General features: G+C 69.9%; 23 protein-coding genes. 14 read left to right on the forward strand and 9 right to left on the reverse strand.

Annotation, left to right across the window (positions count from 1 at the left end; all coding sequences use genetic code 11):
- Positions 1-75 precede the first annotated feature (75 nt).
- Positions 76-1,518 carry an LVIVD repeat-containing protein gene (locus EDD30_RS16370; protein WP_071810021.1) on the reverse strand — a complete coding sequence of 481 codons (1,443 nt, stop codon included), beginning with the start codon at positions 1,516-1,518 and terminating at the stop codon, positions 76-78.
- 130 nt (positions 1,519-1,648) lie between these two features.
- On the opposite strand from EDD30_RS16370, the gene EDD30_RS16375 reads away from it, so the two are divergent.
- The 5 genes from EDD30_RS16375 to EDD30_RS16395 all read left to right on the forward strand — a co-directional run bounded on the left by EDD30_RS16375 (position 1,649) and on the right by EDD30_RS16395 (position 5,745).
- Positions 1,649-2,320 (forward strand): DUF305 domain-containing protein, encoded by a 672-nt coding sequence (locus EDD30_RS16375; RefSeq protein ID WP_071809987.1) that lies wholly within the window; start codon positions 1,649-1,651, stop codon positions 2,318-2,320.
- A gap of 76 nt (positions 2,321-2,396) precedes the next feature.
- Positions 2,397-2,711: a hypothetical protein gene (locus tag EDD30_RS16380; RefSeq protein ID WP_071809989.1), complete on the forward strand. Its 315-nt coding sequence runs from the start codon at positions 2,397-2,399 to the stop codon at positions 2,709-2,711.
- Between the two features lie 80 nt (positions 2,712-2,791).
- Positions 2,792-3,631, forward strand: coding sequence for a hypothetical protein (locus EDD30_RS16385; protein ID WP_071809991.1), 840 nt, complete (start codon positions 2,792-2,794; stop codon positions 3,629-3,631).
- Between the two features lie 5 nt (positions 3,632-3,636).
- A complete protein-coding gene (locus tag EDD30_RS16390; protein ID WP_071809993.1) occupies positions 3,637-4,533 on the forward strand; it encodes an ATP-grasp domain-containing protein in 897 nt (298 codons plus the stop codon).
- Positions 4,534-4,593: 60 nt separating this feature from the next.
- Entirely contained in the window at positions 4,594-5,745 is a 1,152-nt protein-coding gene (locus tag EDD30_RS16395) for a Gfo/Idh/MocA family protein (RefSeq protein ID WP_071809995.1), read from the forward strand.
- A gap of 3 nt (positions 5,746-5,748) precedes the next feature.
- On the opposite strand, the gene EDD30_RS16400 is transcribed toward EDD30_RS16395, so the two are convergent.
- From EDD30_RS16400 to EDD30_RS16425, 6 genes are all read right to left on the reverse strand, one after another.
- Positions 5,749-7,236, reverse strand: coding sequence for a GGDEF domain-containing protein (locus EDD30_RS16400; RefSeq protein WP_071809997.1), 1,488 nt, complete (start codon positions 7,234-7,236; stop codon positions 5,749-5,751).
- 112 nt (positions 7,237-7,348) lie between these two features.
- The gene (locus EDD30_RS16405; RefSeq protein ID WP_071809999.1) at positions 7,349-8,473 is read right to left on the reverse strand and encodes a citrate synthase 2; all 1,125 of its coding nucleotides are present in this window, start codon (positions 8,471-8,473) and stop codon (positions 7,349-7,351) included.
- Between the two features lie 145 nt (positions 8,474-8,618).
- The gene (locus EDD30_RS16410) at positions 8,619-9,239 is read right to left on the reverse strand and encodes an L-threonylcarbamoyladenylate synthase (protein WP_071810001.1); all 621 of its coding nucleotides are present in this window, start codon (positions 9,237-9,239) and stop codon (positions 8,619-8,621) included.
- 42 nt (positions 9,240-9,281) lie between these two features.
- Positions 9,282-10,172: a DMT family transporter gene (locus EDD30_RS16415; RefSeq protein ID WP_143163063.1), complete on the reverse strand. Its 891-nt coding sequence runs from the start codon at positions 10,170-10,172 to the stop codon at positions 9,282-9,284.
- Between the two features lie 432 nt (positions 10,173-10,604).
- Positions 10,605-12,110, reverse strand: coding sequence for a hypothetical protein (locus EDD30_RS39910; protein ID WP_071810004.1), 1,506 nt, complete (start codon positions 12,108-12,110; stop codon positions 10,605-10,607).
- A 290-nt stretch (positions 12,111-12,400) separates the two neighbouring features.
- The gene (locus EDD30_RS16425) at positions 12,401-13,441 is read right to left on the reverse strand and encodes an NAD-dependent epimerase/dehydratase family protein (protein ID WP_244945265.1); all 1,041 of its coding nucleotides are present in this window, start codon (positions 13,439-13,441) and stop codon (positions 12,401-12,403) included.
- Between the two features lie 131 nt (positions 13,442-13,572).
- On the opposite strand from EDD30_RS16425, the gene EDD30_RS16430 reads away from it, so the two are divergent.
- From EDD30_RS16430 to EDD30_RS16465, 8 genes are all read left to right on the forward strand, one after another.
- Entirely contained in the window at positions 13,573-14,232 is a 660-nt protein-coding gene (locus tag EDD30_RS16430) for a glycosyltransferase family 2 protein (RefSeq protein WP_071810008.1), read from the forward strand.
- Positions 14,229-14,843 (forward strand): TIGR04282 family arsenosugar biosynthesis glycosyltransferase, encoded by a 615-nt coding sequence (locus EDD30_RS16435; protein WP_071810010.1) that lies wholly within the window; start codon positions 14,229-14,231, stop codon positions 14,841-14,843. The genes EDD30_RS16430 and EDD30_RS16435 overlap by 4 nt, the downstream gene beginning before the upstream one ends.
- Positions 14,840-15,490: a methyltransferase domain-containing protein gene (locus EDD30_RS16440; RefSeq protein WP_071810012.1), complete on the forward strand. Its 651-nt coding sequence runs from the start codon at positions 14,840-14,842 to the stop codon at positions 15,488-15,490. Before EDD30_RS16435 ends, EDD30_RS16440 begins: the two co-directional genes overlap by 4 nt.
- A complete protein-coding gene (locus tag EDD30_RS16445; protein WP_084557943.1) occupies positions 15,463-16,638 on the forward strand; it encodes a molybdopterin-dependent oxidoreductase in 1,176 nt (391 codons plus the stop codon). Before EDD30_RS16440 ends, EDD30_RS16445 begins: the two co-directional genes overlap by 28 nt.
- A 68-nt stretch (positions 16,639-16,706) precedes the next feature.
- Entirely contained in the window at positions 16,707-17,102 is a 396-nt protein-coding gene (locus EDD30_RS16450) for a hypothetical protein (protein WP_071810014.1), read from the forward strand.
- A gap of 10 nt (positions 17,103-17,112) precedes the next feature.
- Positions 17,113-17,808: a response regulator transcription factor gene (locus tag EDD30_RS16455; RefSeq protein WP_244945266.1), complete on the forward strand. Its 696-nt coding sequence runs from the start codon at positions 17,113-17,115 to the stop codon at positions 17,806-17,808.
- Entirely contained in the window at positions 17,801-18,913 is a 1,113-nt protein-coding gene (locus EDD30_RS16460; protein WP_084557945.1) for a sensor histidine kinase, read from the forward strand. The genes EDD30_RS16455 and EDD30_RS16460 overlap by 8 nt, the downstream gene beginning before the upstream one ends.
- Positions 18,914-19,670: 757 nt before the next feature.
- Complete coding sequence (locus EDD30_RS16465; protein WP_084557947.1) at positions 19,671-20,882, forward strand: cytochrome P450; 1,212 nt, start codon at positions 19,671-19,673, stop codon at positions 20,880-20,882.
- Positions 20,883-21,594: 712 nt separating this feature from the next.
- Here the strand turns inward: EDD30_RS16465 and def are convergent.
- A complete protein-coding gene (def, locus tag EDD30_RS16470; RefSeq protein WP_084557949.1) occupies positions 21,595-22,131 on the reverse strand; it encodes a peptide deformylase in 537 nt (178 codons plus the stop codon).
- A 226-nt stretch (positions 22,132-22,357) separates the two neighbouring features.
- Positions 22,358-23,470 carry a M48 family metallopeptidase gene (locus EDD30_RS16475; RefSeq protein ID WP_071810016.1) on the reverse strand — a complete coding sequence of 371 codons (1,113 nt, stop codon included), beginning with the start codon at positions 23,468-23,470 and terminating at the stop codon, positions 22,358-22,360.
- A gap of 205 nt (positions 23,471-23,675) precedes the next feature.
- On the opposite strand from EDD30_RS16475, the gene EDD30_RS16480 reads away from it, so the two are divergent.
- Complete coding sequence (locus tag EDD30_RS16480) at positions 23,676-24,506, forward strand: TIM barrel protein (RefSeq protein ID WP_071810017.1); 831 nt, start codon at positions 23,676-23,678, stop codon at positions 24,504-24,506.
- The last annotated feature ends 29 nt before the right edge of the window (positions 24,507-24,535 follow it).

Here is a 24,535-nt window from a genome sequence, read left to right on the forward strand (position 1 = left end):
GTTGTCCACCTCGCGAACCCTGCCAGAACGGCACAGGCCCGGTCCCACGAGGGGCCGGGCCTGTGACTCGAGGTGTCACCAGTTACGGAAGTTGTCCTGCGTCTGGGCGTTGAACTCGTCGGTGCGAGCCTTGCGGGCCAGGTTGGTGCGTACGTCCTTCAGCTCCAGCACGTCCATGCCCTTGGCGATGTCGTTGGAGTAGATGAAGCCGTTGTACCAGTACGCCGACCACGAGCCGCCGCTGACGAACTGGGTGGAGGAGAGCGGCCCGCGCTCCCAGTACGCGATCTCCTTGGGTGCCCGGGAGTCGGTGAAGTCCCAGACCGAGATGCCGCCCTGGTACCAGGCCTGCACCATGATGTCGCGTCCCGGCACCGGGATCAGCGAGCCGTTGTGGGCCACGCAGTTCTCGAAGTCGGTGTTGAGCCGCGGGATCTTGAAGTAGCTACGGAACTCGAGCTTGCGGTTGTCGCCGCGGCCCACGATGTCGTAGATCGCGTCGGCGCCGCGGGTCGGGCCGATCTCCGGGTTGCAGGTGGCCATGCCGCCACCGCCGAGCTCGTCGGTGAAGACGACCTTGTTGGCACGGTTGTTGAAGGTCGCCGAGTGCCAGAAGGAGAAGTTCACGGTGTCGCGGACGGTCGTGATCACCCGCGGCGCCGAGCGGACCGAGATGTCGAACAGCACGCCGTCACCCATGCAGGCGCCCGCCGCGATGTCCTTCTCCGGGTACGCCGTGATGTCGTGGCAGCCGGTGGTCGGCTGCTGTTCCTCGCTGGGGCCGCCCGGGTGGCCGCCGTCCGGGAACAGCACGGGCGTCGCGACCACCGCGGCCGCGGCCGGGTCCTTCAGCGGCACCCGGATGATCGAGATCTTGTCGTGCGGCAGCGCGCAGTTGGGCAGGTCCGCCGCGGCAAGGTTGTACGACGACACATAGATGTAGGCGGAGTTGTCGCCCGCCTTGCCGGGGACCAGCGTCTGCGTGTGCGCACCACAGTCGGTCTTGATCGACTTGAGGTACTTCGGCGTCAGCGGGTCGCTGATGTCGAAGATCTTGATGCCCTCCCAGCGGTCGCCGGGCGCCGCCAAGGTGGACGCGGAGTTGTTGCAGGAGTCGTTCGTCCGCTGCGAGTCGGTGGCCAGGAAGAGCAGGTCACCGGTGACCGAGACGTCGTTCTGCGAGCCGGGGCAGAGCACCTGGGCCGCCACCACCGGCGCCTTGGGGTTCTTGATGTCGTAGACGGTGAATCCGTTGTAGTTGCCACCGAAGGCGTAGTGACCCTGGAAGGCCCAGTCCGAGTTCGTCGAGTTGGCGAAGGGACCGGTCTTCGGCAGGTACGCGACCTGCTTGATGTTCGGCGTGCTGGCGACCTCGTCGACGCCGGGTGGGGTGCCGGGGTCGGCGGGCGGCTGTGCCGTACCGCTCGAGGGCGCCACCAGCAGCCCGGCGACAACCACCGCCGCACCGACGAACGCCAGACGCTTGAGCTGCCGCCCTCGTGGGGCAGAGTGCTTCATGGAGCTCCTTCCGGCTGTCCACGCACCGCGGGTCAGGATGTTGTCACTGTCGGTGCGCATTCACCTTCGTCGTTACGATAGTGCGCCTGGACGTAGCCAGGGAACTACGTTGCGAAACCGAAAGGATTCGATGAACCGGCAGAGAACATTGATGCTGATCGGCGTCGCCGTGGTGGTGCTCGGCGCGGGCGGCGTGGCGTTGGCGACACGCTCCGGTAAGGACATTTCGGCCGCGGTGCCCCGCGCAGGCGTCAGCTCCGGCCCGCCGGAACGGGTCATCCTGCCGGGACGGCCGGGCGATCCCGCGGTCGTGACCGATTCCGACAAGGTACGCGCGCCGGACGGCTCGACGTACAACTCGATCGACACCACGTTCGTCCAGATGATGATCGTCCACCACGGACAGGCGATCGAGATGGCGAAGCTGGCACCGGTACGCGCCGGCGACGCGCACCTCCGGGCCCTGGCGGACCGGATCAGCGCCGCTCAGGGTCCCGAGGTGGCGTGGTTTCAGGGTTGGCTGCGGGACCGCCGGCTTCCACCGAGCAACCCGGCACACGATCACCGCGCGATGCCGGGGATGCAGTCCGACGCCGCCATGGCCGCCCTGGCCGGGCTCACCGGGACGGCCTTCGACCGGGAATTCGTACGGATGATGTCCGATCATCACCAGGGCGCGATCCAGATGGCCGGCGACGTGCTCGGCGGCGGCGCCGACCCGGTGCTCCGGGAGCTCGCCAACGAGATGGCGGTCGAGCAGGGCAGCGAGATCCGCCGGATGCGGCAGCTCTCCGCCGCATAGGAGGCCCGGTTACATCGATCACGATCCGACTTCCGGCGGATGCGCGGGCACGGCGTTGATGGATAGGTTGTCCGGTGTGGAGGTGAATGGTGTGCTGCGGCTGTCGCTCGCCACCTCCGTCCTTTTCGCCCTGTTGACCGGCACGAGCGCCACCGCGGCGGCAGAGCCACCGCCCGCTCCGGCGCCCGCCGCCATCGCCGCTCCCGAGGTTGAGGCGATCGACGACGCCCCGGCATCCCCACTCGATCCGTCGACCCTGACGGCCGCACCGGCCACCGCCACCGAAGCGGTTCCGCTTCCCACCGCCGGCGCACCGGTCGGGGTCGCCCGCCCGCACAGCCGGGCCGGCGAAGGCGTCGCCGGGCCACGGGCTCCTCCCGCCACCGCCTGATCGATCCGGCAGGACCCCGGCCGCGAGACGAGGCCGGGAGTCATCGATTAGCGGCGTCATCGGCGGTAAAGGAAGAGGACATGGACTTCACGCTCGAGCTCATCGGCGACGCCAGCGGCCGGGTGGCGGTCATCTGGCTTGCGCTCATCGTGCTCGCCGCGGTCGCACTGGGCGTGCTCGCCCTGCCTGCGGGCGTACGCCGGCCGCGGCAGATCACCGCCTGGCTGGCGGCGTCGGCGGCGCAGAAGCGCGCCGACCTGGAGCGCCGGGCCATGCTGGCCCACGAGACGATCCGGTACGCCGAGGAGATCGCCGTGGCGGCGCAGGGCGCGGCCGCCACCGCAGGACGACGCCGCGAGCGGTGCCAGCAGGCGCAGGCCGAGGTGGAGCGCGCCTGGCAGGCATGGCAGGACTCGGAGGCACGGCTGGAACGCGTCCGCCGGGCGGCGGCGTACGCGACCCCGGAGACGACGCCGTCGGCCGAGGAGGTCGCGGAGCGGGCACAGGGCCTGCGCCGGGCCGCGCAGGCCGCCTACCGCCGGGGCGACCTGTCCGACATCCAGCTCCTGGACGCGTCGACCTACCGCAACGGCTGGGATCCGGCGATGCACCCGCTCGCGCAGGAGCTGGCCCTGGCCAAGGCCTCGGTGAGCCACCGCTTCGCCGTCTACCAGGAGGCGCTGGCCGAGGAGGAGGCCGCCTGGCAGACCGCCGACGTGGCGACCGCCGCGGTCCGGACCCTGCGGCACGAGGTGACGGCCGCGCGGGTGCGCGCCGACGCGGCCTGGCAGGCGCTGCCGGAGCCGGCCCGTGCCCTCCTGCGCCGGTCCTCGCAGGTTCAGGAGATCCGGCCGCGGCGGGACCTTCCGTCCTGGGCGCAGCCGACCGCCGGGCGGCCCCACATCGCCGGGGTGCGCTGACGAGCATGCGGATCGCCCTGGTCACCTCGCACCGGTTCCCCGAACCGACCTGGCGGGACGAGGACACCCCGCTGGTGGCGCGGGAGCTGCGCGCCCGCGGAGCGACCTGCGACGTCGTGACCTGGGACGGCGGCGAACGGGTCGAGTGGGCCGGCTACGGCGCGGTGGTGCTGCAGTCGCCGTGGAGCATGTGGACCCGGTTGCCGGCCTTCGACGAGTGGCTGTGGGACCGCGAGCTCGACGGCACGCGGCTGCTCAACCCCCTCGACGCGATCGCCCTCGGCGCCAACAAGCGATATCTGTCTCGGCTCGGCACCGCGGGCGTGCCGATCGTCCCGTCGACCCTGATCGAGGAGCCCGACCCCGCCACCCTGCGCGCCGTCTTCGCCGCGTCGGACGCGTCCCGGCCCACCGTCGTCGCCAAACCCATCGCCTCCGGCGGCGCCCTCGGCGCCCGGGAGTTCACGGTGGAGGAGCTGTCCGCCCTGGTCGCGTACCTGCGGGAGCTAGGGCCGGCGCTTGTGCAGCCGTACGTGACGGCGATCGACGCCCACCGCGAGCTCGGCGTCGTCACGCTCGATGGCACCATCTCGCACGCCGTGACCAAGGCGGCGAGCCTGCGGCCCGGCGACACGGCCCGGGCGTTCCACCCGGACCCGCAGCCGTACCCGGGGCTCACCGCGCAGCAGGAGCGCGTCATCCACCATGCGTACGCCGAACTGCGCAAGCTGCTGGTCAACGAGCCGCTGTCGGTGCGGCTCGACTTCATCATCGACCCGGCGTCCCCGTCCGGCCTGCTGCTGCTCGAGGTCGAGATGGTAGCCCCGGTGAAGTTCCTTCCGCTGTTCCCGGAGCAGTGCGCGAACTACGCCGAGGCGATCCTCGCCCGCGCCCGGTCATGAGGTCGTTTTGAGGGCCGAGCGGCCTTGGTGGCCCATCGTCGGCGCCCATACGCTCCGCGCATGAGGAAAACCCTGGGCGTCGCGGTCGCCGGGTTCGGCTGGATGGGCCGCGTGCACACCCAGTCTTACCTGCGGGTCCTGCATCACTTCCCGGATCTTTCGGTACGTCCGGAGCTGGTGGCCGTCGCGGACGAGGTGCCCGGCCGGGCCGAGGAGGCCGTCGAGCGCTACGGCTTCGCGACCGCCGCCCGTGACTGGCGGGAGCTGCTCGGCAATCCGGCGGTCCAGGCGGCCAGCATCGGCGCCCCGAACTTCCTGCACCGCGAGATGGGCGTCGCGCTGGCCCGCGGCGGCAAGCACATCTGGATCGAGAAGCCGGTCGGCCTCACCGCCGCCGACGCCCGGGCGGTCGCCGCCGCGGTCCGCGGGTCCGGGGTCCAGGGCACCGTGGGCTTCAACTACCGCAACGCCCCCGCCGTGGCCGCCGCCCGCGAGCTGATCGCCGGCGGCGAACTCGGCGCGGTCACCCACGCCCGCTTCCGCCTCTTCAGCGACTACGCGGCCCACCCCGACGGGGCGCTGAGCTGGCGCTTCGAGCGGGCCCGCGGCGGCAGCGGGGTCCTGGGCGACCTCGCCGCGCACGGCGTCGACCTGCTCCGGCACCTGCTCGGCGAGATCGAGTCGCTGGTCGCCGACACCGCCGTCTTCATACCCGAACGCGCCCGCCCGACCGGCGCGACCGCCGGGCACACCCGGGCCGGCGGCGGCGAACTGGGCCCCGTCGAGAACGAGGACTACGTCGCGGCGCACCTCCGGCTGGCGTCCGGGGCTCGGGCGGTGCTGGAGGCGAGCCGGGTCGCGGTGGGAGATCAGAACAACTACGGCTTCGAGGTGCACGGGACGCGCGGCGCGGTGGCATGGGACTTCCGCCGGATGGGCGAGCTGGCGGTCAGCGTCGGCGGCGACTACCAGGACCAGCCCACCCGAACCGTCCAGGTGGGGCCGGGCCACGGCGAGTTCGCCGCCTTCCAGCCGGGCAGCGGCAACGCCATGGGATACGACGACCTCAAGGTGATCGAGGCGTGGCACTTCCTGCGCTCGATCGCGGAGGGGCGACCGTACGGTGCCACCCTCGACGACGCCGTCCGCAGCGCGGAAGCCCTCGACGCGATGGCGGTGTCCGCCGAGACCCGCGCCTGGGTGACGCTGTAGGGCTCAACTGAGCACGTAGCGGCCGCGGCCGAGCTGCTTGGCCCGGTACATCGCCGCGTCGGCGACCCGCAGCAGGGCCTCGTCGCCGAGGGCGGTGCGGGCGGCGATGCCGATGCTGGCGCCGACGACAAGATGATGACCCTCGAACGGCACCGGCCAGGCGACGTCGGTCAGCAGCCGCTCGGCGAGCCGTACCGCCTCGTCGGCCCCGACGCCCGGCAACAGCAGGACGAACTCGTCGCCGCCGAGGCGGGCCACGAGGTCCTGTTCACGGACCGCCGCGGAGAGCCGGTCCGCGATCGCGCGCAGGACCGCGTCGCCGGCCTCGTGGCCGTACTTGTCGTTGATTTCCTTGAAGCCGTCGAGATCGAGGTAGAGGACCGCGATCGGATCGTCCGGCGCCGGCACCGCCCGGGCGAGCCGGTCCCGCAGGACCGAGCGGTTGGCCAGGCCGGTGAGCGGGTCGCGGCGGGCCTGCTGCGCCAGCAGTTCCTGGGCACGCTCCTGTTCGCGTACGGCGGTAGTGAACCGGACGATCACCAGTAGGGCGCAGCCGGCGGAGGCCACCACGGCGGTGATCTTGTCGTCGGCGACGAGCGTCAGCAGCGGAGCCGTCATCAGCGCGACGGCGAGGAAGAAGATCCGGGCCGGGTGCAGGACGGTGATCTCGGGGCCGGGACTGGTGAGCTCGAGCCGGGCGGGATGCATCCCGGCCGCGACGAGCAGGGCGTTGCCGAAGACCATCGCCGCGCCGAGGCGGCCATAGAGGTCCTCGGACACGAAGTACGGCAGGACGTTCCAGGCGAGGTCCATGCCCAGGAACCACACCGCACCCGCCAGCACCAGGCGGGTCGGCGCGGTCCGCACGCCCGGCGACATCGCCACGAGGAGCGCGCCGCTGAGCAGGACGACGTCGGCGAAGGGATAGAGCAACGGCACCGCGGACTCGGCCAGCGTGCCGCCCTCGGCCAGCGGCTTCATGATGAACTGCCAGCTCACGGCGCCCGCGGCGACGGTCAAGGTGAGGGCATCCACGACGGCACCCCACAGTCGCCCCGGTGCCCGGCGCCGCGCCATCAGCGCCATGGCCGCCGCCATCAGCGGATATCCGCCCAACCAGAACGCGTCGGAGATGCCCACGGCCGGGGCGCCGCCGAGGAAGTGCGCCGAAATCAGCTCGTACGCGTCCCCGGCGAACCACAGGGTCATCCCAGCGGCGACGAGCACCCACGGCAACCGCTCCCGCCCGCCCTGCTCGGTCACGGTCACCCGCGCGACCCACTGCAGAGTGGGCGCGGAGCGGTGCCGAGGTCGCGGACGATGGTGCGGCCGCCGCCCCGTACGCAGGACGGACCACCAGGCCAGCGCGCACAGCGTCGCGTACGAGACGACGTGGATGATCTCCCCGGCGAGCGTGTAGAAGACGGCCGTCTCCACGAGGGTGATGACGAACATCACCAGCAGGAAGAGTCGAACGCCGGTCCGGGTCACGCCGGACCATCGTCAGGCTCGGGTGGTCACATGAGCGGTTGTGCGCTCGCTAACGGGTGCGCCGAGGTTGCCTGCCGCCCGATTGCGCGAACTGTGCTCCCCTTTCACATGATCACAGGTACGCGCGTCCCGCGTTGCGCTTGATCGCGTCCTCCCAGCCCGCGAGGTCCGACGGGCTCCGGTCGGTCACGCCCACGTAGTCGGCCGACGGACGAATGATCTTCCCGAGTCGCTTCTGTTCGAGGATGTGGCTCGCCCACCCCGCGGTCCGAGCGCAGGAGAACATCGAGGTGAACATTGGGGCGGGCACCTCGGCGAAGTCCAGGATGATCGCCGCCCAGAACTCGACGTTGGTCTCCAGCACCCGGTCCGGTTTGCGCTCACGCAGCTCGGTCAGGGCCGCGTCCTCCAGGGCCTTGGCGACCTCGTAACGCGGGGCACCCAGCTCCTTGGCGGTCGCCCGCAGCAGCCGCGCCCGGGGGTCCTCGGCGCGGTAGATCGCGTGGCCGAAGCCCATGAGCCGCTGGCCGCTGTCGAGCACCTGCTTGACGTACCCGCGGGCGTCACCGGACCGCTCGACCGCCTCGACCATGTGCAACGCCCGCGACGGCGCGCCGCCGTGCAGCGGACCGGACATCGCCGCGACCGCCGCCGACATCGCGGCCGGCACATCGGCGCCGGTGCTGGCGACGACCCGGGCGGTGAAGGTGGACGCATTCATCCCATGCTCGGCCGCCGAGATCCAGTACCGGTCGATCGCGCTGACGTGCCGGGGGTCGGGCTCGCCCCGCCACTGGACCATGAACCGCTCGACGATGCTGGACGCCTCGTCGACGCGCTGCCGAGGCACGGCCGGAAGCTCGCCACCCCGAGCGCCCTGGGCGACGAGGGAGAGCATGGTGGCCGACGTCCGCGCCAGATCGGCCCGCGCCCGGGCGTCGTCGATGTCGATCACGGGACGCGCGCCCCAGGCCGGCGCCGCCGTCGCGATCGCCGCCTGCACATCGGCGCGGACGTCGCCCGAGCGCGACGTCAGCGGGTACGGCTCCTCGGCCTGCAACGGGGACCCGAAGTCCCCGTCCACGAGCAGCCCCCACACGTCGGCGAAGGAGACCTTGCCGACGAGCTTCTCGATATCGATGCCGCGATAACGCAGGGATCCGCCGTCGCGGTCGGGTTCCGCGATCTCGGTGTCAAAGGCGACAACTCCGGCGAGGCCAGGGGGAACGGTCAGCATGGTGACTCCCGGTGAACGCATCGGTGGATCTCGAATCCTACGGCTGGTCAGGCCGTTCAGACGTGGGGAAAATGTCACACCCTGTGAATCTGCCGGATCCGGCCGCCACCCCTCACCATGACACCGTGCCGCGTGCCCTAGCGGCTCACGCGAAGCGTGCCGGATCACCGGCGCCGACTCGGAGCACCTCCGGCGTGCCCTCGGACAGGTCGACCACGGTGGTCGGCACCGTGCCGCACTCCCCCGAATCGATCACCGCGTCGACCGCGTGGTCCAGCCGCTCCTTGATCTCCCAGCCCTGGGTGAGCGGCTCCTCCTCGTCGGGCAGCAGCAGGGTGCTGGAGAGCAGCGGCTCCCCCAGCTCGGCGAGGATCGCCTGCGTCACGGCATGCTCGGGGATGCGCACCCCGACTGTCTTCTTCTTCGGATGCAGCAGTCGCCGCGGAACCTCACGGGTGGCGGGCAGGATGAACGTGTAACCGCCCGGCGTCGCCGCCTTGACCGTACGGAAGACGGCGTTGTTGATCTGCACGAGTTGGCCGAGCTGAGCGAAGTCGCGGCACACCAGAGTGAAATGGTGACCACCGCCGAGATTTCGAACCTCGCGGATCCGGTCGATCCCGGAAGCGTTGCCGACCCGGCAACCCAGCGCATAGCAGGAGTCCGTCGGGTAGGCGATCAGCCCGTCATCGCGCAGAACGCCGACGATCTGCGCGATAGCCCGAGGCTGAGGATTGTCCGGATGAACATCAAAATACTTGGCCACCTGCGAAGCCTAGATCGCCGGCACACCCGTCCCGCGCAAGCATCACCCGCCCGGGTTGGTGGCGGCATCGGCCTCGGCCAGCTCGGCTTGCAGGCGGCCCGTGGCTTCCGTGGGCGTCTCGTCGGCCCGTACGCGGGAGAGCAGTGCGACCCCCAGAACCGCAGCGAATGCACTCAGCCCGGCCATCGCGATTCCGACTGTGCCGCCGACGATCCGCTCACCGAGGAGCACCAGGCCGATGGTGGCCGCGGCGACCGGATTGGCGAGGGCGACGACCGCGACCGGCGCAGCAAGCCCGGCACGATATGACCGCTGGGCGAAAAACAGGCCGACGCCGGCGAGCACCCCGATAGCGATCGCGGCCAAAGCGACGAACGGATGCCGCAGGGCGCCGATCCCTTGGCCGCTGATGTGCACGGCAACCGTCTGAGTGAGCGCGGACGACACCCCGAAGGCGACACCGGCGGCTGCCGCGGCCCACAGCCCGGAGGCGCCGGGCACCGTGCTCCAGCCGCCGAGTGCCGTCAGCAGCGCGGCCGCCACGAGCAGCAGTCCGATCAATTGGCCGCCGCTCAGCACCCCGATGTCACCGGCGGAGCCGGCGAGCACCATGATGCCGCCCAGCCCCGCCACGGTCAGCCCGATGCCGTGCCACTCGGACCTGGTGACGGCACGCCGCGTGGTCCACGCGCCGAGCGCCACGGCCAGCACGAGCGTGATCACGCCCAGCGGCTGGACCAGGGACAACGGGCCGTACCGGAGCGCCACGACATGCAGCGCCGCACCGCCCCCGTTCAGCCCGATCGCCACCCACCAGGACGACGTGCGCAGCAACACGGTCGTCGAACGGTCGGCGAGTCGCTCCTGCAGAACCGCCGCCGCCGCGTACGACAGCGCGGAGGCGAGGCAGAGCGCGACAGCGATCGGTGCCATCTCCGACACTTCCACGACGAGCAACCTATGCGTGCACCGGCCACTAGCGCGTCGTCCGCGAGCGGTAGTTTTCGGGGGTTTCGTGTACGACTTCCGCGGTACTGCGGGCCTGATCTGCCCCCATGGCTTTCGAGCAGCACGGGCGCACCCACCGTCTCGACTGGACGGATCCGACGATCCACGAGCGGGACTGCACAGTCGTCTGGTACCTCATAGATCGTCCATCCAGCCCTCGGACGCTCGGACCCATCCCCGCCGACCAGGCCGCGTCCCGCGCCCGGCCGTGTCGGTAGCAGTACCCTGCAGAGTCCCCTCTCGCCACGACGTGGCAGAGGCGTTTACTGCATCACAGCGACATGCGCACGATGGCCGAGACGGCTCGCGCCACCGGCCAGCATTCCCCGCCGCCAACGCTCGTCAGGACCGTCATGGCTACCACGTCGTCAACAAGAGATGATTGACGACCAGGGCCGTTGCAGCCTGCGCCACCAACCAGGCACGTCGGCTCCGGGCAGGAATCAACGACGCTCCAGCGGCGAACCACACCGCAAAGGGCAGCCAGATCCGTTCCGTCTCGGCCTTACTGAGCCCCGAAAGATCCGCCAGCAATATCGCCACACCGGCAGTCAGCGGCAGAAGGCAAGCCGCAGGCGCCTCTGCTGCCTGGCGCATGAGCATTCGACCGAACGCGACGACGCGTACCCCTGTCGAATTTTGCGTCGCTGTGCGCGCCGCCGACTCCGTTCTCTCACGACCGACACTCACCGTCGAAGCCTGCGCCTTGAACCGCCGAGACTCCGCAGTCCGAGAAAGGCCGGCCGCCGCCGGGTCCGGTTTCGCCCCGCGCCGTGGATCCTTCTCAGACCTCCGCGCGCCTCCCGCCGTCGAAGCCGACTCCGGAGCGCAAGCCGTGGGCTCAACATGCCCTCGCAGCGCGGGCATAGCCGAAACGGCGTGACCCGCGGAGGGCGCCACACACGGCGGCACGCCGGCCACCTCAACCGCGCCACCAACGCGCGCCGAGCCCTGGCGGGCAGGGCGAGGCAGCTCCCGCCACGATGCCGCCAACCCGATCATCGCCCGGCGCATCACCACCGCCACGACCGGTCCCGCGCTCGCCACCAATGCCGCGAGGTTCGCCCACACCCAGTAGGCGTAGGGCCGCACGCTGGCCACTCCCTGGTAGTACCGATCGACCACCAACCGGTATCCCTCGAACCACCAGAAGCCGGAGGCCGTGAATGCCAGCACGACAGCCGCTCCGCCAAGAGCCGCAAAGCCCACCAGCCGCCACTGCCCTCGCCTCAAGCAGACGATCACCGCGATCGGCGCGAGCAACACCAGGCCGTATGAGAGGTAGATCGCTGAGGTGAGAACCACGCCCCCTACGACGGCCCCGGATCTTGTTCCGCGCGCCAGAAGCATGACGCCGACGGCTGCTACCCCTGCGAACAGCCCGTCCGCCGAGGCACCGACCCAGACAGCTCCCGGAAACAGTGCTGAAAACGGAACAGCAGCGCGCGCTGCCTGCTCCGAGCCACCCATCAGACGCACTGTTTCGGGCACGGCAACCGACGCGAAGGCCCCCACCAAGATGCAGACGATGGCGGCCCGTCCCCCGCCTCCGAGGCCGATGCGATCCAGTCCCACGAAGACCAGCAGCGCCCCTGGCGGGTGTCCGGCAACGTGCGTTGTCCATGAGTCCGGTTGAAAGTCCAGGATCCGTCCGCTGAACTCTCGCAGCATCGCCGCTACATCCGTGATGCCGGATACTTCGTGAAGGTATTCATGCGAGGTAGCAAGCCGCCCGGCGACGCCACGCTGCCAGCCATCCACCAACGCCAGGCCGACCGTCCAGGCGACCGAGGTGACATAGCTGGAGAGCAGGAGCCCTCGCCACGACAGCCGAGCGAGAAGCAGAGGGCCCTGCCAGATCACCAATGCGGCGACGGCAACGGCGAGCGGTGTGCCCGGTCCGATGTGCGGAAGCCAGAGGGCATGGAATGGCGCGGAGCTCGCGTGGACTGGCCGACCGGCCCGATACAACAGACCTCCGACCGCCGCGGCGACGGCGACCAGCGCCAGAGCAGCGGCTCCCGCGGCGGCGTCCCGGCGATCGATTCGCCCATGAAGGCCACGGTCCCTGATCCTTGGTCCCTGGTCACTCCCTGCAGCGCCGGAAGTGTCTGCTGGGCGATCTCCAGGCCGCCACTGCCGAGACCCGCGCATCATCGCAACGCCGCGCGGGCGAAGTCCGCCATGCCCGCAGCGATGTCGATCGTGGCCCGAAATCCCAGTTCGTCGGCGGCGCGCTGCGGAGACGCCACCACGTGCCGGACGTCGCCGAGCCGAGACTCGCCTGTCACCACGGGCGGCGGGCCACCCATGACCCCCGTCAACGCCTCGGCCATCTCGCCGACGGTCACCGGCCGCCCGGATGCGATGTTGTACGCCGCCATACCCGCGACCCCGGCCTCCACCGCGAGAACATTTGCACGGGCTACATCGGTGACATGGACGAAGTCACGCCGCTGTCGACCGTCCTCGAACACACGGGCCGGCCGCCCCGCCTCCAACGCCGATCGGAAGATCGCGGCAACTCCGCTATAGGGCGTATCGCGGGGCATGCCGGGCCCATACACGTTGTGGTAGCGCAGAGCCACCACCGAGCCGCCAGACTGGCGTGCCCATGCGGCAGCCAAGTGTTCCTGGGCCACCTTGGTGGCGGCGTAGACGCTGCGCGGCTCGAGCGGCGCGCACTCGGAGGTCAGCACAGAGGTGAGTGGCGCACCGCAGTCGATGCACGTCGGCTCGAAATCGCCGGCTTCCAGAGCAGCCGCCGACCGTGGACGCGGTCGACGGGGACCGTGCGTCGGACACCTGTAAGCGCCCTCTCCGTAGACCACCATCGAACTCGCCAGGACGAGGCGGCGCACGCCGGCACGAGCCATCTCGGCCAGAAGCACGGCGGTGCCGAGATCGTTGTTGCCGACGTAGGCGGGAAGGTCGCCGAGATCCACGCCCATTCCCACCATCGCCGCCTGATGCACGACGACGTCTACGCCCCGCAACATGCGTGCCACTGCGTCTGGGTCCCGCACATCCGCAATCGTCACCGGTGATTCCGCGACGATCGAGGGCAGCGAGGCCCGGTGTGCGGCCGGATGACCACTGTCCAGAACACGCACGGAATGTCCCGCCGCGACGAGCGACGCCGTCACGTGGGATCCGATGAATCCGGCGCCGCCGGTCACGAGTACATGGGTCACATGGCAGACCGTAGGGCGGCGGCAGCCTGATGGGAATGGATTCCGTCGGCCGTCAGAGGTTCGTAAGAAGTGCCGCTCCGTCGTTAGTTTGTAAGGGTTCCTCAACCGCGTACGGCATTAGCTTTTCATTCATGACCGATGTCGTGTTGCCTTGTCTGAATGAGGCTCCTGCCCTGCCGTGGCTGCTCGCGCGGATGCCCGCTGGCTTCCATGCAGTCGTCGCCGACAACGGCTCCACCGACGGTTCCGCGGATGTCGCCCGCGCCTGCGGCGCCCGCGTGGTGTCCGTGTCACAGCCGGGATACGGCGCTGCGGTGCACGCCGGCTTGCTTGCCGCAGATCCCGATGACGACGTGGTCTGTGTCATGGACGCTGACGGATCCTTCGACCCTGGCGAGCTGCCCCGTCTGGCCGGTCCCATCCGGGCGAGGACCGCCGATCTCGTGGTGGGCCGGCGCGTTCCCACGAGCTGGAGGTCGTGGCCACTGCACGCCCGGATCGGCAACGCGGTGCTCGCCCGCCGGCTCCGCCGGACGACGAGTCTGCCGGTTCACGACATCGGGCCGATCCGTGCCGCCCGACGGGCCGACCTGCTCGCCCTCAACCTGCGCGACCGCCGGTACGGCTACCCTCTCGAGCTGCTCGTCGCGGCGGGCCGGGCGCGATGGCGCGTGTGCGAATTGGAGGTTGCCTATCACCCTCGGGCCGAAGGCACGAAATCAAAGGTGACCGGCACGATCGTCGGCACGGCCCGCGCCGTCCGGGACATGCGGGCGGTGCTGGCCCGATGACGCAGGTTCTCGTCCTCGCCAAGACTCCCGTGCCCGGTCGTGTGAAGACGCGGCTCTGTCCCCCGTTGACCTACGAACAGGCCGCCGAGGTGGCCGCCGCGGCGCTTGCGGACACGCTCACGACGGTCACGGCATTCTCGGCAGCTCATCAGGCTCTGGTCATCGACGGTGACCACCCCGCTCCGGCAGGCTGGAGGCGAGTTCCTCAGCGGGGCGGTCCTCTGGCGGAGCGCCTCGTGAACGCGTTCTCCGATACCGCCGGTCCACCAACCGTGTTGGTGGGCATGGATACTCCCCAACTCACCTCTGAGCTGCTGGGCGAAGCCGCCGACCTTGCCGAGGTCGACGCCACTCTGGGCTTGGCCGAGGACGGCGGGTGGTGGGCGCTGGGACTGCGGGACGCCCGCCATGCGAATGTCCTGCGAACCATCGCGACATCAACCAGTGACACAGGCGTACAGACCCACGCCGCGCTGCGCCGACGCGGCCTTCGAGTGGCACTGCTTCCCATCCTGCGTGACGTCGATACGACACAAGACGCCCGGATCGTCGCGGCAGCGTGTTCCACCTCCAGCAGATTCAGACGCACGGTGCAGGCGGTCGTGAAATGAGCGCCGAAGTCATGAGCCTGTACGACGACGCTCTGCGGGCCGCCGAAGAACATCGAGGTGCCGAGTTGGTCCTTCGTGACGCGTTCGGTGGCGAGCGGATGATCGACGCCGCGGCGTGGTACCGCGAACGGCTTCCCGGAGACCGCGGGCTTCTGACCCGTTGTTCCGGTCCGACGCTTGACGTCGGGTGTGGCCCAGGACGGTTGACCGTCGCCCTCCATCGTCTCGGGCATGCAGCACTGGGCGTCGACATCAGTTCGACGGCGGTACGCATCGCCCGGCGGCGTGGCGCATCCGTATTGCTCCGCGATGTCTTTCAGCCGATGCCTGCCCACGGCCGATGGCGTCACATCCTGCTCGCCGACGGGAACATCGGCATCGGCGGCAATCCGAGGGCTCTGCTCCAGCGATGTCATGACCTGATCGACCCGACTGGCCGAGTGCATGTCGAGCTTTCCCGTCCGGGCACGCAGAGCTGGGCCGGCCGGGCCACCGTTCGCGGGGCGAGCGATCGACCTGCCGGCTCGTTCCGCTGGGCGGAAGTCGCCGCGGATGACCTTGCGACCTTTGCCGGACCTGCTGCATTGCACCCGGTGGACACCTGGCAGGAGGCGGGACGATGGTTCGCGTCTTTGGCAAGGATCTGAGGCTGGCCAACCTCGCGCAACCCCAGGCGTTCAATTCGTCCTTGCGGTCGAAGCGTCTGACGAGCCAGCTCGGCATCCTTCTCGGCATCGCCTTCGCAGTCTGCTTCGTGACAGGCCTGATCAGTCACTTCATCCAGCACCCGCCCGGATGGTTCTGGTGGCCTTCGCGTCCCGCCAACCTCTACCGAGTCACGCAGGGCCTTCATGTGATGACCGGTCTGGCCTGCGTGCCCCTGCTGGGCGCGAAGCTGTGGTCGGTCTATCCACTGCTCTTCGAACGGCCACCGTTGCGCTCGATCATTCACGCTGTCGAACGCGCCAGCATCGCCGTGCTCGTGGCCGCGGCACTCTTTCAGGTCGTCGGCGGCGTCCTCAACATCGCACGTTGGTACGACGCACTGCCCTACTTCTTCACCGCCGGACACTACTGGGTTGCGTGGCTCGCGGTCGGCGCACTTGTCGTTCACATCGGCGTCAAGCTTCCGGCCGTGCGGAACGCGCTGTCGCGCCCGAACCCGACCGAGTCCGGGGACGGCTTGACCCGGCGGTGGCTACTCACCACGGTCGGCGCCGCAGCCGGTGTCATCACATTGGCGACGGCGGGGCAGACGCTGCCACCGTTGGCGAGAGTGTCCCCGCTGGCTCCACGGCGGCCGACCGCCGGCCCACAGGGCCTCCCGGTGAACAAGACCGCCGCCGGTGCCAATGTTCGCGACCGGGCTCTGGATCCGGCGTACCGGTTGATTGTCGCAGGACCGGGCCGTGAGGTGGCCCTGTCACTCGGGGACCTGAGCGCCTTGCCACAACACACTGTCGTACTGCCCATCGCGTGTGTCGAGGGGTGGAGCGCGTCAGGCGCGTGGAGCGGCGTCCGGCTGCGTGATCTGGCCGAGCTCGTCGGCGCCGACCCGGCGTTGGTGTCAGCCGAGATCGAGTCGCTGGAGCGCGGCGGCCGGTATCGACGGTCAACCGTTCCATCGACGCATGTCAGGGACAGTTGGACGTTGATAGCCCTGGGACTCAACGGCGCACCGCTTCATCTCGACCACGGCTATCCGGCCCGCCTCGTGGCCCCGAACCGGCCTGGTGTGCTCCAGACCAAGTGGGTCAGCCGAATCAGCCTCCGGAAGGGTGGGCAGCAATCGTGAGACGCGGTCGAAAGCGCGGAGGAACCGCCACAGCCCAGCGGATATTGGTGGCAGGCGGCGCACTCGTCATGGCTTTCGCGGTCACAGGGGCCCTTTTCGACCCTGACCTGAAACTCGGTGGCGTCGCACTGTTCCTGGGCGCAGTAATCGGCGCACACGACGGCGTACTCCTGCCTGTTGTCATCGGCGCCGGAGCACTGTTACACCCGATCCACCGCCTGGTGCGGGCGGCCCTGCTCATCAGCCTCTGCGTGACCCTGGTGGCACTACCACTCGTGCTCGGCCGCGGGCGAGTCCCGGACAATCCATCCGTGCTACCCCTGCCCTACGGGCAGGGACTGCTCGTAGTCCTCGTCGCGACCTGGGTGACCACGCTGGTTCTGCTTGTTCTCGAGCGCGGGCTGGCCATTCGTCAGAAGACCGTAAGGACTCAGACCATCCCGCAGTGCCCGTCCGATGGGTAGCGTCGCAGTCGTGACCCACCACGTACTCGTCGTCGACGACGATCCGACCGTCAGCGACGTTGTCCGGCGATACCTGGAGCAGGACGGCTGCCGGGTCCGGCTGGCGGGCAACGGCGAGGCGGCCCTCGCCGCCGCCTCTGCTGAAATGCCCGACATTGTCGTCCTTGACCTGATGATGCCCGGTATCGACGGCATCGAGGTATGCCGTCGGCTACGCCGGGATGCGCCCGACCTACCCGTGGTGATGCTGACGGCACTTGGCGAGGAGCCCGACCGCGTGCTCGGTCTCGAGGCCGGCGCCGACGACTACGTCACCAAGCCGTTTTCACCCCGGGAGCTGACTCTCCGGATCCGGTCGATCCTGCGGCGGGCCGGCCAAGCGGACAAGCCTCAGCCCCTGCTGGTCGACGGTGACCTGGTCGCCGACACCTCACGGCGCGTGGTGACGATCGGCGGTGCCCCCGTCAGACTGACGAAGGGTGAGTTCGACCTTCTGGTCTTCCTCATGAGCCACGCCGGCCGGACCTGGACCCATCAGCAGCTTCTCGAAAGGGTCTGGGGCTGGTCGGTGGGCGAGACCGGGACTGTCACCACCGCGATGGCCCGGCTGCGAGCCAAGATCCAGCCCGCTGCCGATTCACCCCAGCGCATCATCACCTCGTACGGCGCCGGTTACCGCTTCGAACGGGTGGGCGGCCATGCGTGACCTCATCCTCATCGCGCTGTACGCGCTTGGGGCGGGCACGCTGGTCGGTCTCATCGGAGAGCTGTCGCTGCGACTGCTGCGACGTCGCTCGATCATCCTGCACATCTGCGTCATGCTCACGGTTACTGTGGCCTCGGTCGTCGCCGGAATCGCCGCTGTCGCACAGGCAATGTTCCTGTCGGCACACGACCTCCAGGTCGTGCTGATCACCGTTCTCGCGTCAGCGGCGGTCAGCCTCGCGGTCGGCACGACCTTCGGACGCCGGCTCGCCGCGGCCTCCGTCTGGTCGGTCCAGGCGCGCGAGCGAGAGCGACAGATGGAGGCAAGCCGCCGGGAGTTGGTCGCCTGGGTCTCGCACGACCTCCGAACGCCGCTCGCCGGGCTGCGCGCGATGGCGGAAGCCCTGGAAGACAAGGTCGTCAACGATCAGGAGACCGTCTCCGAATATCACCACCGCATCCGAGTCGAGACCGACCGGATGAGTCAGCTCGTCGACGATCTCTTCGAGCTGTCCCGCATCAATGCCGGCGCCCTGCAACTCACCCTGTCGAGGGTCTCCCTCGCCGATGTGGTGTCGGACGCCATGGCGACGACGGCTCCCCTCGCCGCGCGCCGCGGTGTCACCGTGACCGCTCACGCCGGGGACTGGCCGGTCATCATGGCCGGCGAGAAGGAGATCACCCGGGTGGTGGCAAACCTCCTAGTCAACAGCGTGCGATACACCCCGCCCCATGGCACGGTCCAGATCGACGCCGCCGTCCAGGCCGGCGAGGCCTGGCTCGCCGTCGCCGACACCTGCGGCGGCATACCGGAGACAGACCTGACCCGAGTATTCGACGTGGCCTTCCGCGGCGAACGAGCACGGACGCCCCAGCCTCAGGAGGACACCTTCGGCGGCGGGCTCGGTCTCGCGATCGTCCGTGGGCTGGTGGAGGCGCACGGCGGCCAGGTGCGGGTCGACAACACCTCGGTGGGCTGCCGATTCGAAGTCCGGATGCCGCTGGCGCCGGCTGCGGGAAGAGACGGCACTCGCCGGTCGCCACCCATCGGTCCTGCCGAGCCGACGCGGACATCAATCCCCAGCGGCTCGGTCCTTCATCAGTAGGAGGCAGCCACAACACACCAAGCCCAGTCCGCGGCTCTGACGGAGCGGAACAGCCGCCGAAGCCCGGTGCCCGCGACCGATCCAGCCTCAGCCATTGCGCTCCCGGCGGCGGGGCGTGTGCGCGGGCGGCCCGGTCGGCATCGCGCCGGGCATGTCGCGCTCGTGCACCGGCACCGGCACCGGCGATCCCCGCGGGCCGGGCAAGCACATTCCTGCTGACAGGCAACGCAGCCCCGACAAGCAGCGCGTCTCCCGGGCGGGGCAGAGCCTGCCCAGCAGGAGGGCGGCACGCCCAGCAGGGGGCGGCACGCCAGGCAGGGGGCGGCACGCCAGACAGGGGGCGGCACGCCAGACAGGGGGCGGCACGCCAGACAGGAAGGCGGCACGGACGGGGACAGCGCGGCGAGCAGGACGGCGGCACGCCAGGCAGGCACCACACCCCCAAGCGGGACCGCTTCACGGCGAACCGGCGGCGACACGCCACGCGCGCCAGATCCCGACCGCGGTGGTGGTCCTCGAAGGACGACCCGGATGACCCCGTGGACGGATTGCACCGGTTGACCACGCCGTCGCGCGCTTCGGGCACGCTGGCCAGCTATATCGTCCGCAGCGCGCCGCATCGACGCCCATGAGCATCCTTGCGGTTGCACATCCCCCGATGCCGGGCACCACGACTTCCGTAAACTGAAATTTACGGGCCTCGCGCCGAGCGTAAACCATGGGCGGGCATCACTTACCCGCCGGTAGGCTCGGCATCATGACGGCCATCGTGGAGAGTGCCGAGGCATCGATCCTTCTCGACGAGTTGACGCGGGTGACCGGGCGCGAAGATCCGTATTCTCGGTATCGTCAGCTTCGGGAGATTTCCCCGCTCGTGCGTGCCGACGACGGGGCGCTTGTGGTGACGCGGCACGCCGACTGTGTTGCCGTCACCCGGGATCCGCGGCTTGGTCACATGCCGCCGCACATGCTCGAGTTCGTCAGTCCCAACTGGGAAAATCATCCCGCTCTGCGGCACTTGTTCACGAGCATCCTGACCATCAACCCGCCGGACCACACGCGCCTGCGTCGGCTGGTCAGCTCCTCGTTCACCGCTCGGCGCGTGCAGGCGCTGCAACCGCGGATCACCGAGATGGTGGACGACCTGCTCGACCGGATGACGGGCGATGTCGACTTCGTCGAGGCCTTCGCCTTTCCCCTCCCGGTCAACGTCATCGGTGAACTGTTGGGGATTCCCGAGCCGGACCGCGCCCAGTTCCAGGGTCTCGTCCGGGACTGGACACTGGTTCTCGAAACCATGACCTCGGACGTACTGAAGATTGCCGATCCTGCTGCCGCCACCATCCGCGAGTATCTTGCCGGGTTGACCGCCGAGCGGCGCAGGAAGCCCGCCGACGACATGATCAGCGCGCTGGTCGCCGCCGAGGAGGACGGCGAGAAGCTCAGCGAGGACGAGCTCCTCACGATGGCGGCGCTGCTCTTCGCGGCCGGCTTCGAGACCACCACGAACCTGCTGGCCAACAGCGTCGTCGCGTTGCTGCGCAACCCCGATCAGCTCGCCTTGTTGCGCGACGACCCGGGTCTTGCGCCGAGCGCGGTCGAGGAGCTTCTTCGGTACGACACCCCGGTGCAACTTCTGGCGCGGGTCGCCTGGGACGACATCGAACTGGCGGGCGTACCCGTCTCCGGCGGCGAACGGATCGTGGCGTATCTCGGGGCAGGCAACCGCGACCCGGAACGTTTCCCGGACCCGGACCACCTCGACCTCACCCGCCAGGACAACGCGCCGCTGTCGTTCGGGGGCGGCATCCACTACTGCCTGGGGGCGCCGCTCGCCCGGCTCGAGGCGCAGATCGCACTGCCCGCCCTGGTCAACCGCTTCCCGAAGCTCGACTTCGCGGGCGATCCCGGCCGCCGCGACAGCCTGGCGATCCGGGGCTACACGACGCTCCCCGTCAGCGTCAGTTGAGGAAGGGCCGCCCTTCCACCACGCGGGCCGCACATCGGCACGGACCCGGCGCCGAAGCTCGCCTTCCCCACGGCGTCATCGGGACAGCTCACTTTCCCGCGGCGCCGACGGGCGGCTCGCGTTCCCACGGCGCCGACAGGGTGACTCCCGTTTCCCACGGGTGCCGGCAGGGTGGCTCGCGCTGATTCCAGCCGTGGGGTAGCAGCGCGCAGTGTCGCGTGTGCCAGGCGATCGCCATGCTCGTTCAGCTCCGCGCAGCGATAGCGGAGGTGCTTCGGCCATCGGTAATTGTGTCAATTACTGGAGAAAATAAGAGCGCCGTTGCGAATTCCACGGGGGAAGAACTCGCAACGGCGTCGTAAGAAAGAGTATCGACCGTCGCGGTTGTTGTCCATCCGTCCCGTCGATCATCGGTGACCAGCCGAAACGTCATCCGCGACAGCCGGTCGGCATCGCGACATCGGCGCATTCGGGGCCCTGGGTGACCGCAGCGATACTCCGGGCGAGCCGGTCGGTGGAGGTCAAGTCGCCGGCAGTCCTAGTCCCAGCGAACGGGAAACTGCGGCAAACATGAACGCCCGGTTCGGGCAGGGCACAGGATGCCCCGATCTGTCCGCGGGCCTGCTAGCCGCGAGCGACGACAGACCGCAGGAGCGGCACACGGTCGCGGCCCGGGAAGCGGCCACGCGGGAAACGGCCACGCGGGGAGGGGCTACGCGGTGACGCCGACCCCGGGCGCCTCGGCGCTTCGGGCGAGGAGCTTCTTTCGCTTCTTGGCGGGGAGCCGGTCCACGTACAGCAGGCCGTTCAGATGATCGGTCTCGTGCTGCAGGCACCGCGCCAGCAAGCCGGTGCCGTCGATGCGGACCGGGGTGCCGTGCATGTCGAGGCCGGTGACGTGTGCGGTGGCGGGGCGGCCCACTTCCGCGCGGACGCCCGGTACCGAGAGACAGCCCTCGTCGTCGACCTCCAGGCCCCGGCCCTCGGGCAGGTGCAGAACGGGGTTGACCACGTGGGCGACGACGTTGGTGCCCGTCTCGTCGGGGCAGTCGACGACGAACACCTGGGCGTCGACGCCGATCTGGTTGGCGGCCAGGCCGACCCCCTCGGCGGCCGCCATGCTGGCGAACATGTCGGCGATCAACTGCTGGAGGTCGTCGTCGAACACGGTCACGGCCGCGCAGCGCCGGTGAAGCACGGGGTTGCCGTAGCGGGTGATGGGTCGTGGGGTTCCGGCACGGGTCTGCACGCGGTCAATAGTAGAGATCGATGCGAAGTGCGGCGTGGCCCGAGCCGCAAGGAAGCCGCCCGCCGCCTCGAACGGGGGGTCGAGGCGGCGAGCAGCGGACGGAGGGATCCGCGACAGCGGCACGCAGCACGCCGAGGCGGGATCCGAGAGAGCGCACGCAGCACGCCGGAGCGGGGATCCGGAGGAGCGACAAGCAACGTGCCAAGGCCGGCAAGCGGCAAGGGACCTACGGCGTAGGTGTGGCGTCGTCGGTGTCATCCGGGCGGCTGGTGCGGCGCGCGGCCCGGCTTGCCGCTCCGGCCGCCGTGTTCGCCCAGTCCCGGGCCTTGCCCGCCTGCGTACCCGCCCAGTCGCCCAGGTCGGCCGCCCCGCCGGTCACCCGGCGTGCCAGCGTCACCAGCGGGTCCTGCGAGTTCTGGAACGACTCCCGGTAGTGCGACGCCGCCGCCTTGACGTCGGCGGTGACCGAGGCGTTGCCGTCGGTGTCGCGGTGGTCGAAGTCGCCGCCGAGGATGCGGGCGTACTCTCCGGAGTCGATCCACTTGCGCAGCTCGGCGGCGCGGGCGACCGGGACCGGGTGGCTGCTCCATGCGGTCATTCCGATCTTGTGGATGCTGTCGCGCACGTCGCCGCCGCCCTCGTACTCGGCTGCCTGCTCGAGGAACGCGGCCGTGTCGATCTGCGAGAGGTCGCCGCCGCCGGCGAGCTTCATCAGCAGCCGCGTCGACGCGGACGGGTCCTGGCCGGCGAGCAGGCCGGCGCGGTCGGCGGACAGCTCGGCCTTGCGCCACCACTCATACATGGCGGCGATGATGGCGCGCAGGGCGATGGCGCCGATCGGGATCCAGCTAATGTTCGTCGCCCACCTGGTGAGGATCATCATGATCGTCTTGTAGACCGCGTGGCCGCTGCGTACGTGGCCGATCTCGTGCCCGAGCAGAGCCCGCAGCTCGTCGTCGTCGAGCTTCTCCACGGCCGCCGTCGTGATCACGATGAACGGCTTGTCCATGCCGATCGCCTCGCCGTGGATCATCGGCGACTGGGTGACGTACAGCTCGGGGAGCTCGGCCACGTCGAGGGTGGCCGCGGCCTCGGTGAAGCGCTGGTAGACGCGCGGGTACTGGCGGTGGTCGACGCGGATCGCGCCGGCCAGATAGGCCAGCCGGAAACCGCGCTCGTTCCACATGCCGAAGAACGCCTTCACGACATCGTCGAAGCCGCGCAGCTCGCGCAGCGCGGTGAGCGCGCCGCGGTCGGCGGGGTGCTCCCAAGCGCGGGAGCTGACGCCGGTCAGCGTGACCCGCTGCCGCGCGGGCCGGTTCTCGTCGTCGATCGTCATGGTGGTCCCTCCGGGCAGACGGGCTCTACGGCCTAGAGCATCGCCGTGCGCCCGGTCGGCGCGCATCGGCTCGCAGCCTGAACCACCGCGGCTCCTCTCTGCCTTTCGGCCGACCCGGGCGGGTCGGACAAAACCTCAACCTGAGGCGTTTTTGATGGGTACGGACGCCTTGCCGCGAACGCGATACGAGCTCAGTCTCAGGAGCATGAGGATTGCCGGAGCACCCATCTCCTGGGGCGTCTGCGAGGTGCCGGGCTGGGGACATCAACTGCCCGCCGACCGGGTCCTCCGCGAGATGCGCGAGATCGGCCTGACCGCGACGGAGTTCGGCCCCGACGGCTTCCTGCCATCCGACGGGGTCTTGCGGGAACACGGGCTGACCGCGGTGGGGGGTTTTGTCCCAGTCGTGCTGCACGAGGGTGAGCCGTCGGTCGACCTCGACCGGTTCGTCGCCGCCGGCGCGGACACGGTGGTGCTCGCGGCCGCGACGGGACAGGACGGGTACGACGCCCGCCCCGAGCTGGATGACGCGAGCTGGAAGCGACTGCTGTCCAATGCGGATCGGCTGGCGGCCGCAGCCCGGGAGAAGGGGCTGACGGCCGCGCTCCATCCGCACGTCGGCACGATGGTCGAGACGTACGCCGAGGTCCAGCGCGTGCTGGACGGCTCGGACATCCCGCTGTGCCTGGACACCGGCCATCTCCTGATCGGCGGGACCGATCCGGTCGAGCTGGCCGAGCGCGCGGGTGACCGGGTCGCGCACGTGCACGCGAAGGACGTCGACGCCGGAATGGCGGCCGAGGTGCGGGCCGGGCGGCGCACCTACACCGAGGCGGTCGCGGCCGGGATGTACCGGCCGATCGGGGTGGGCGACGTGGACTTCGTCCGGGTCGCGGGGGCACTGCGACGGCACGGGTACGACGGCTGGTGGGTCCTGGAGCAGGACACGATCCTGGCCGGCGAACCGGAGGACGAGGGCCCGGTCGCGGACGTCCGCCGCAGCGCCACCCGCCTCCGGGAGATCCTCGGGACTTGAGGCGCCCGGGCAGAGCCGACGCGGAGAGG

The sequence above is a fragment of the Couchioplanes caeruleus genome (assembly GCF_003751945.1).
Classification (GTDB): domain Bacteria; phylum Actinomycetota; class Actinomycetes; order Mycobacteriales; family Micromonosporaceae; genus Actinoplanes; species Actinoplanes caeruleus.

Coding starts and splice junctions, on each gene's coding strand:
- EDD30_RS16445 (WP_084557943.1), top strand. CDS start 15,463: ATGGTTCGCGTCTTTGGCAAGGATCTGAGGCTGGCCAACCTCGCGCAA.
- EDD30_RS16450 (WP_071810014.1), top strand. CDS start 16,707: ATGGCTTTCGCGGTCACAGGGGCCCTTTTCGACCCTGACCTGAAACTC.
- EDD30_RS16370 (WP_071810021.1), bottom strand. CDS start 1,518: ATGAAGCACTCTGCCCCACGAGGGCGGCAGCTCAAGCGTCTGGCGTTC.
- EDD30_RS16390 (WP_071809993.1), top strand. CDS start 3,637: ATGCGGATCGCCCTGGTCACCTCGCACCGGTTCCCCGAACCGACCTGG.
- EDD30_RS16395 (WP_071809995.1), top strand. CDS start 4,594: ATGAGGAAAACCCTGGGCGTCGCGGTCGCCGGGTTCGGCTGGATGGGC.
- EDD30_RS16480 (WP_071810017.1), top strand. CDS start 23,676: ATGAGGATTGCCGGAGCACCCATCTCCTGGGGCGTCTGCGAGGTGCCG.
- EDD30_RS16440 (WP_071810012.1), top strand. CDS start 14,840: ATGAGCGCCGAAGTCATGAGCCTGTACGACGACGCTCTGCGGGCCGCC.
- EDD30_RS16415 (WP_143163063.1), bottom strand. CDS start 10,172: ATGGCACCGATCGCTGTCGCGCTCTGCCTCGCCTCCGCGCTGTCGTAC.
- EDD30_RS16375 (WP_071809987.1), top strand. CDS start 1,649: ATGAACCGGCAGAGAACATTGATGCTGATCGGCGTCGCCGTGGTGGTG.
- EDD30_RS16465 (WP_084557947.1), top strand. CDS start 19,671: ATGACGGCCATCGTGGAGAGTGCCGAGGCATCGATCCTTCTCGACGAG.
- EDD30_RS16385 (WP_071809991.1), top strand. CDS start 2,792: ATGGACTTCACGCTCGAGCTCATCGGCGACGCCAGCGGCCGGGTGGCG.
- EDD30_RS16430 (WP_071810008.1), top strand. CDS start 13,573: ATGACCGATGTCGTGTTGCCTTGTCTGAATGAGGCTCCTGCCCTGCCG.
- EDD30_RS16460 (WP_084557945.1), top strand. CDS start 17,801: ATGCGTGACCTCATCCTCATCGCGCTGTACGCGCTTGGGGCGGGCACG.
- EDD30_RS16475 (WP_071810016.1), bottom strand. CDS start 23,470: ATGACGATCGACGACGAGAACCGGCCCGCGCGGCAGCGGGTCACGCTG.
- EDD30_RS16435 (WP_071810010.1), top strand. CDS start 14,229: ATGACGCAGGTTCTCGTCCTCGCCAAGACTCCCGTGCCCGGTCGTGTG.
- EDD30_RS16405 (WP_071809999.1), bottom strand. CDS start 8,473: ATGCTGACCGTTCCCCCTGGCCTCGCCGGAGTTGTCGCCTTTGACACC.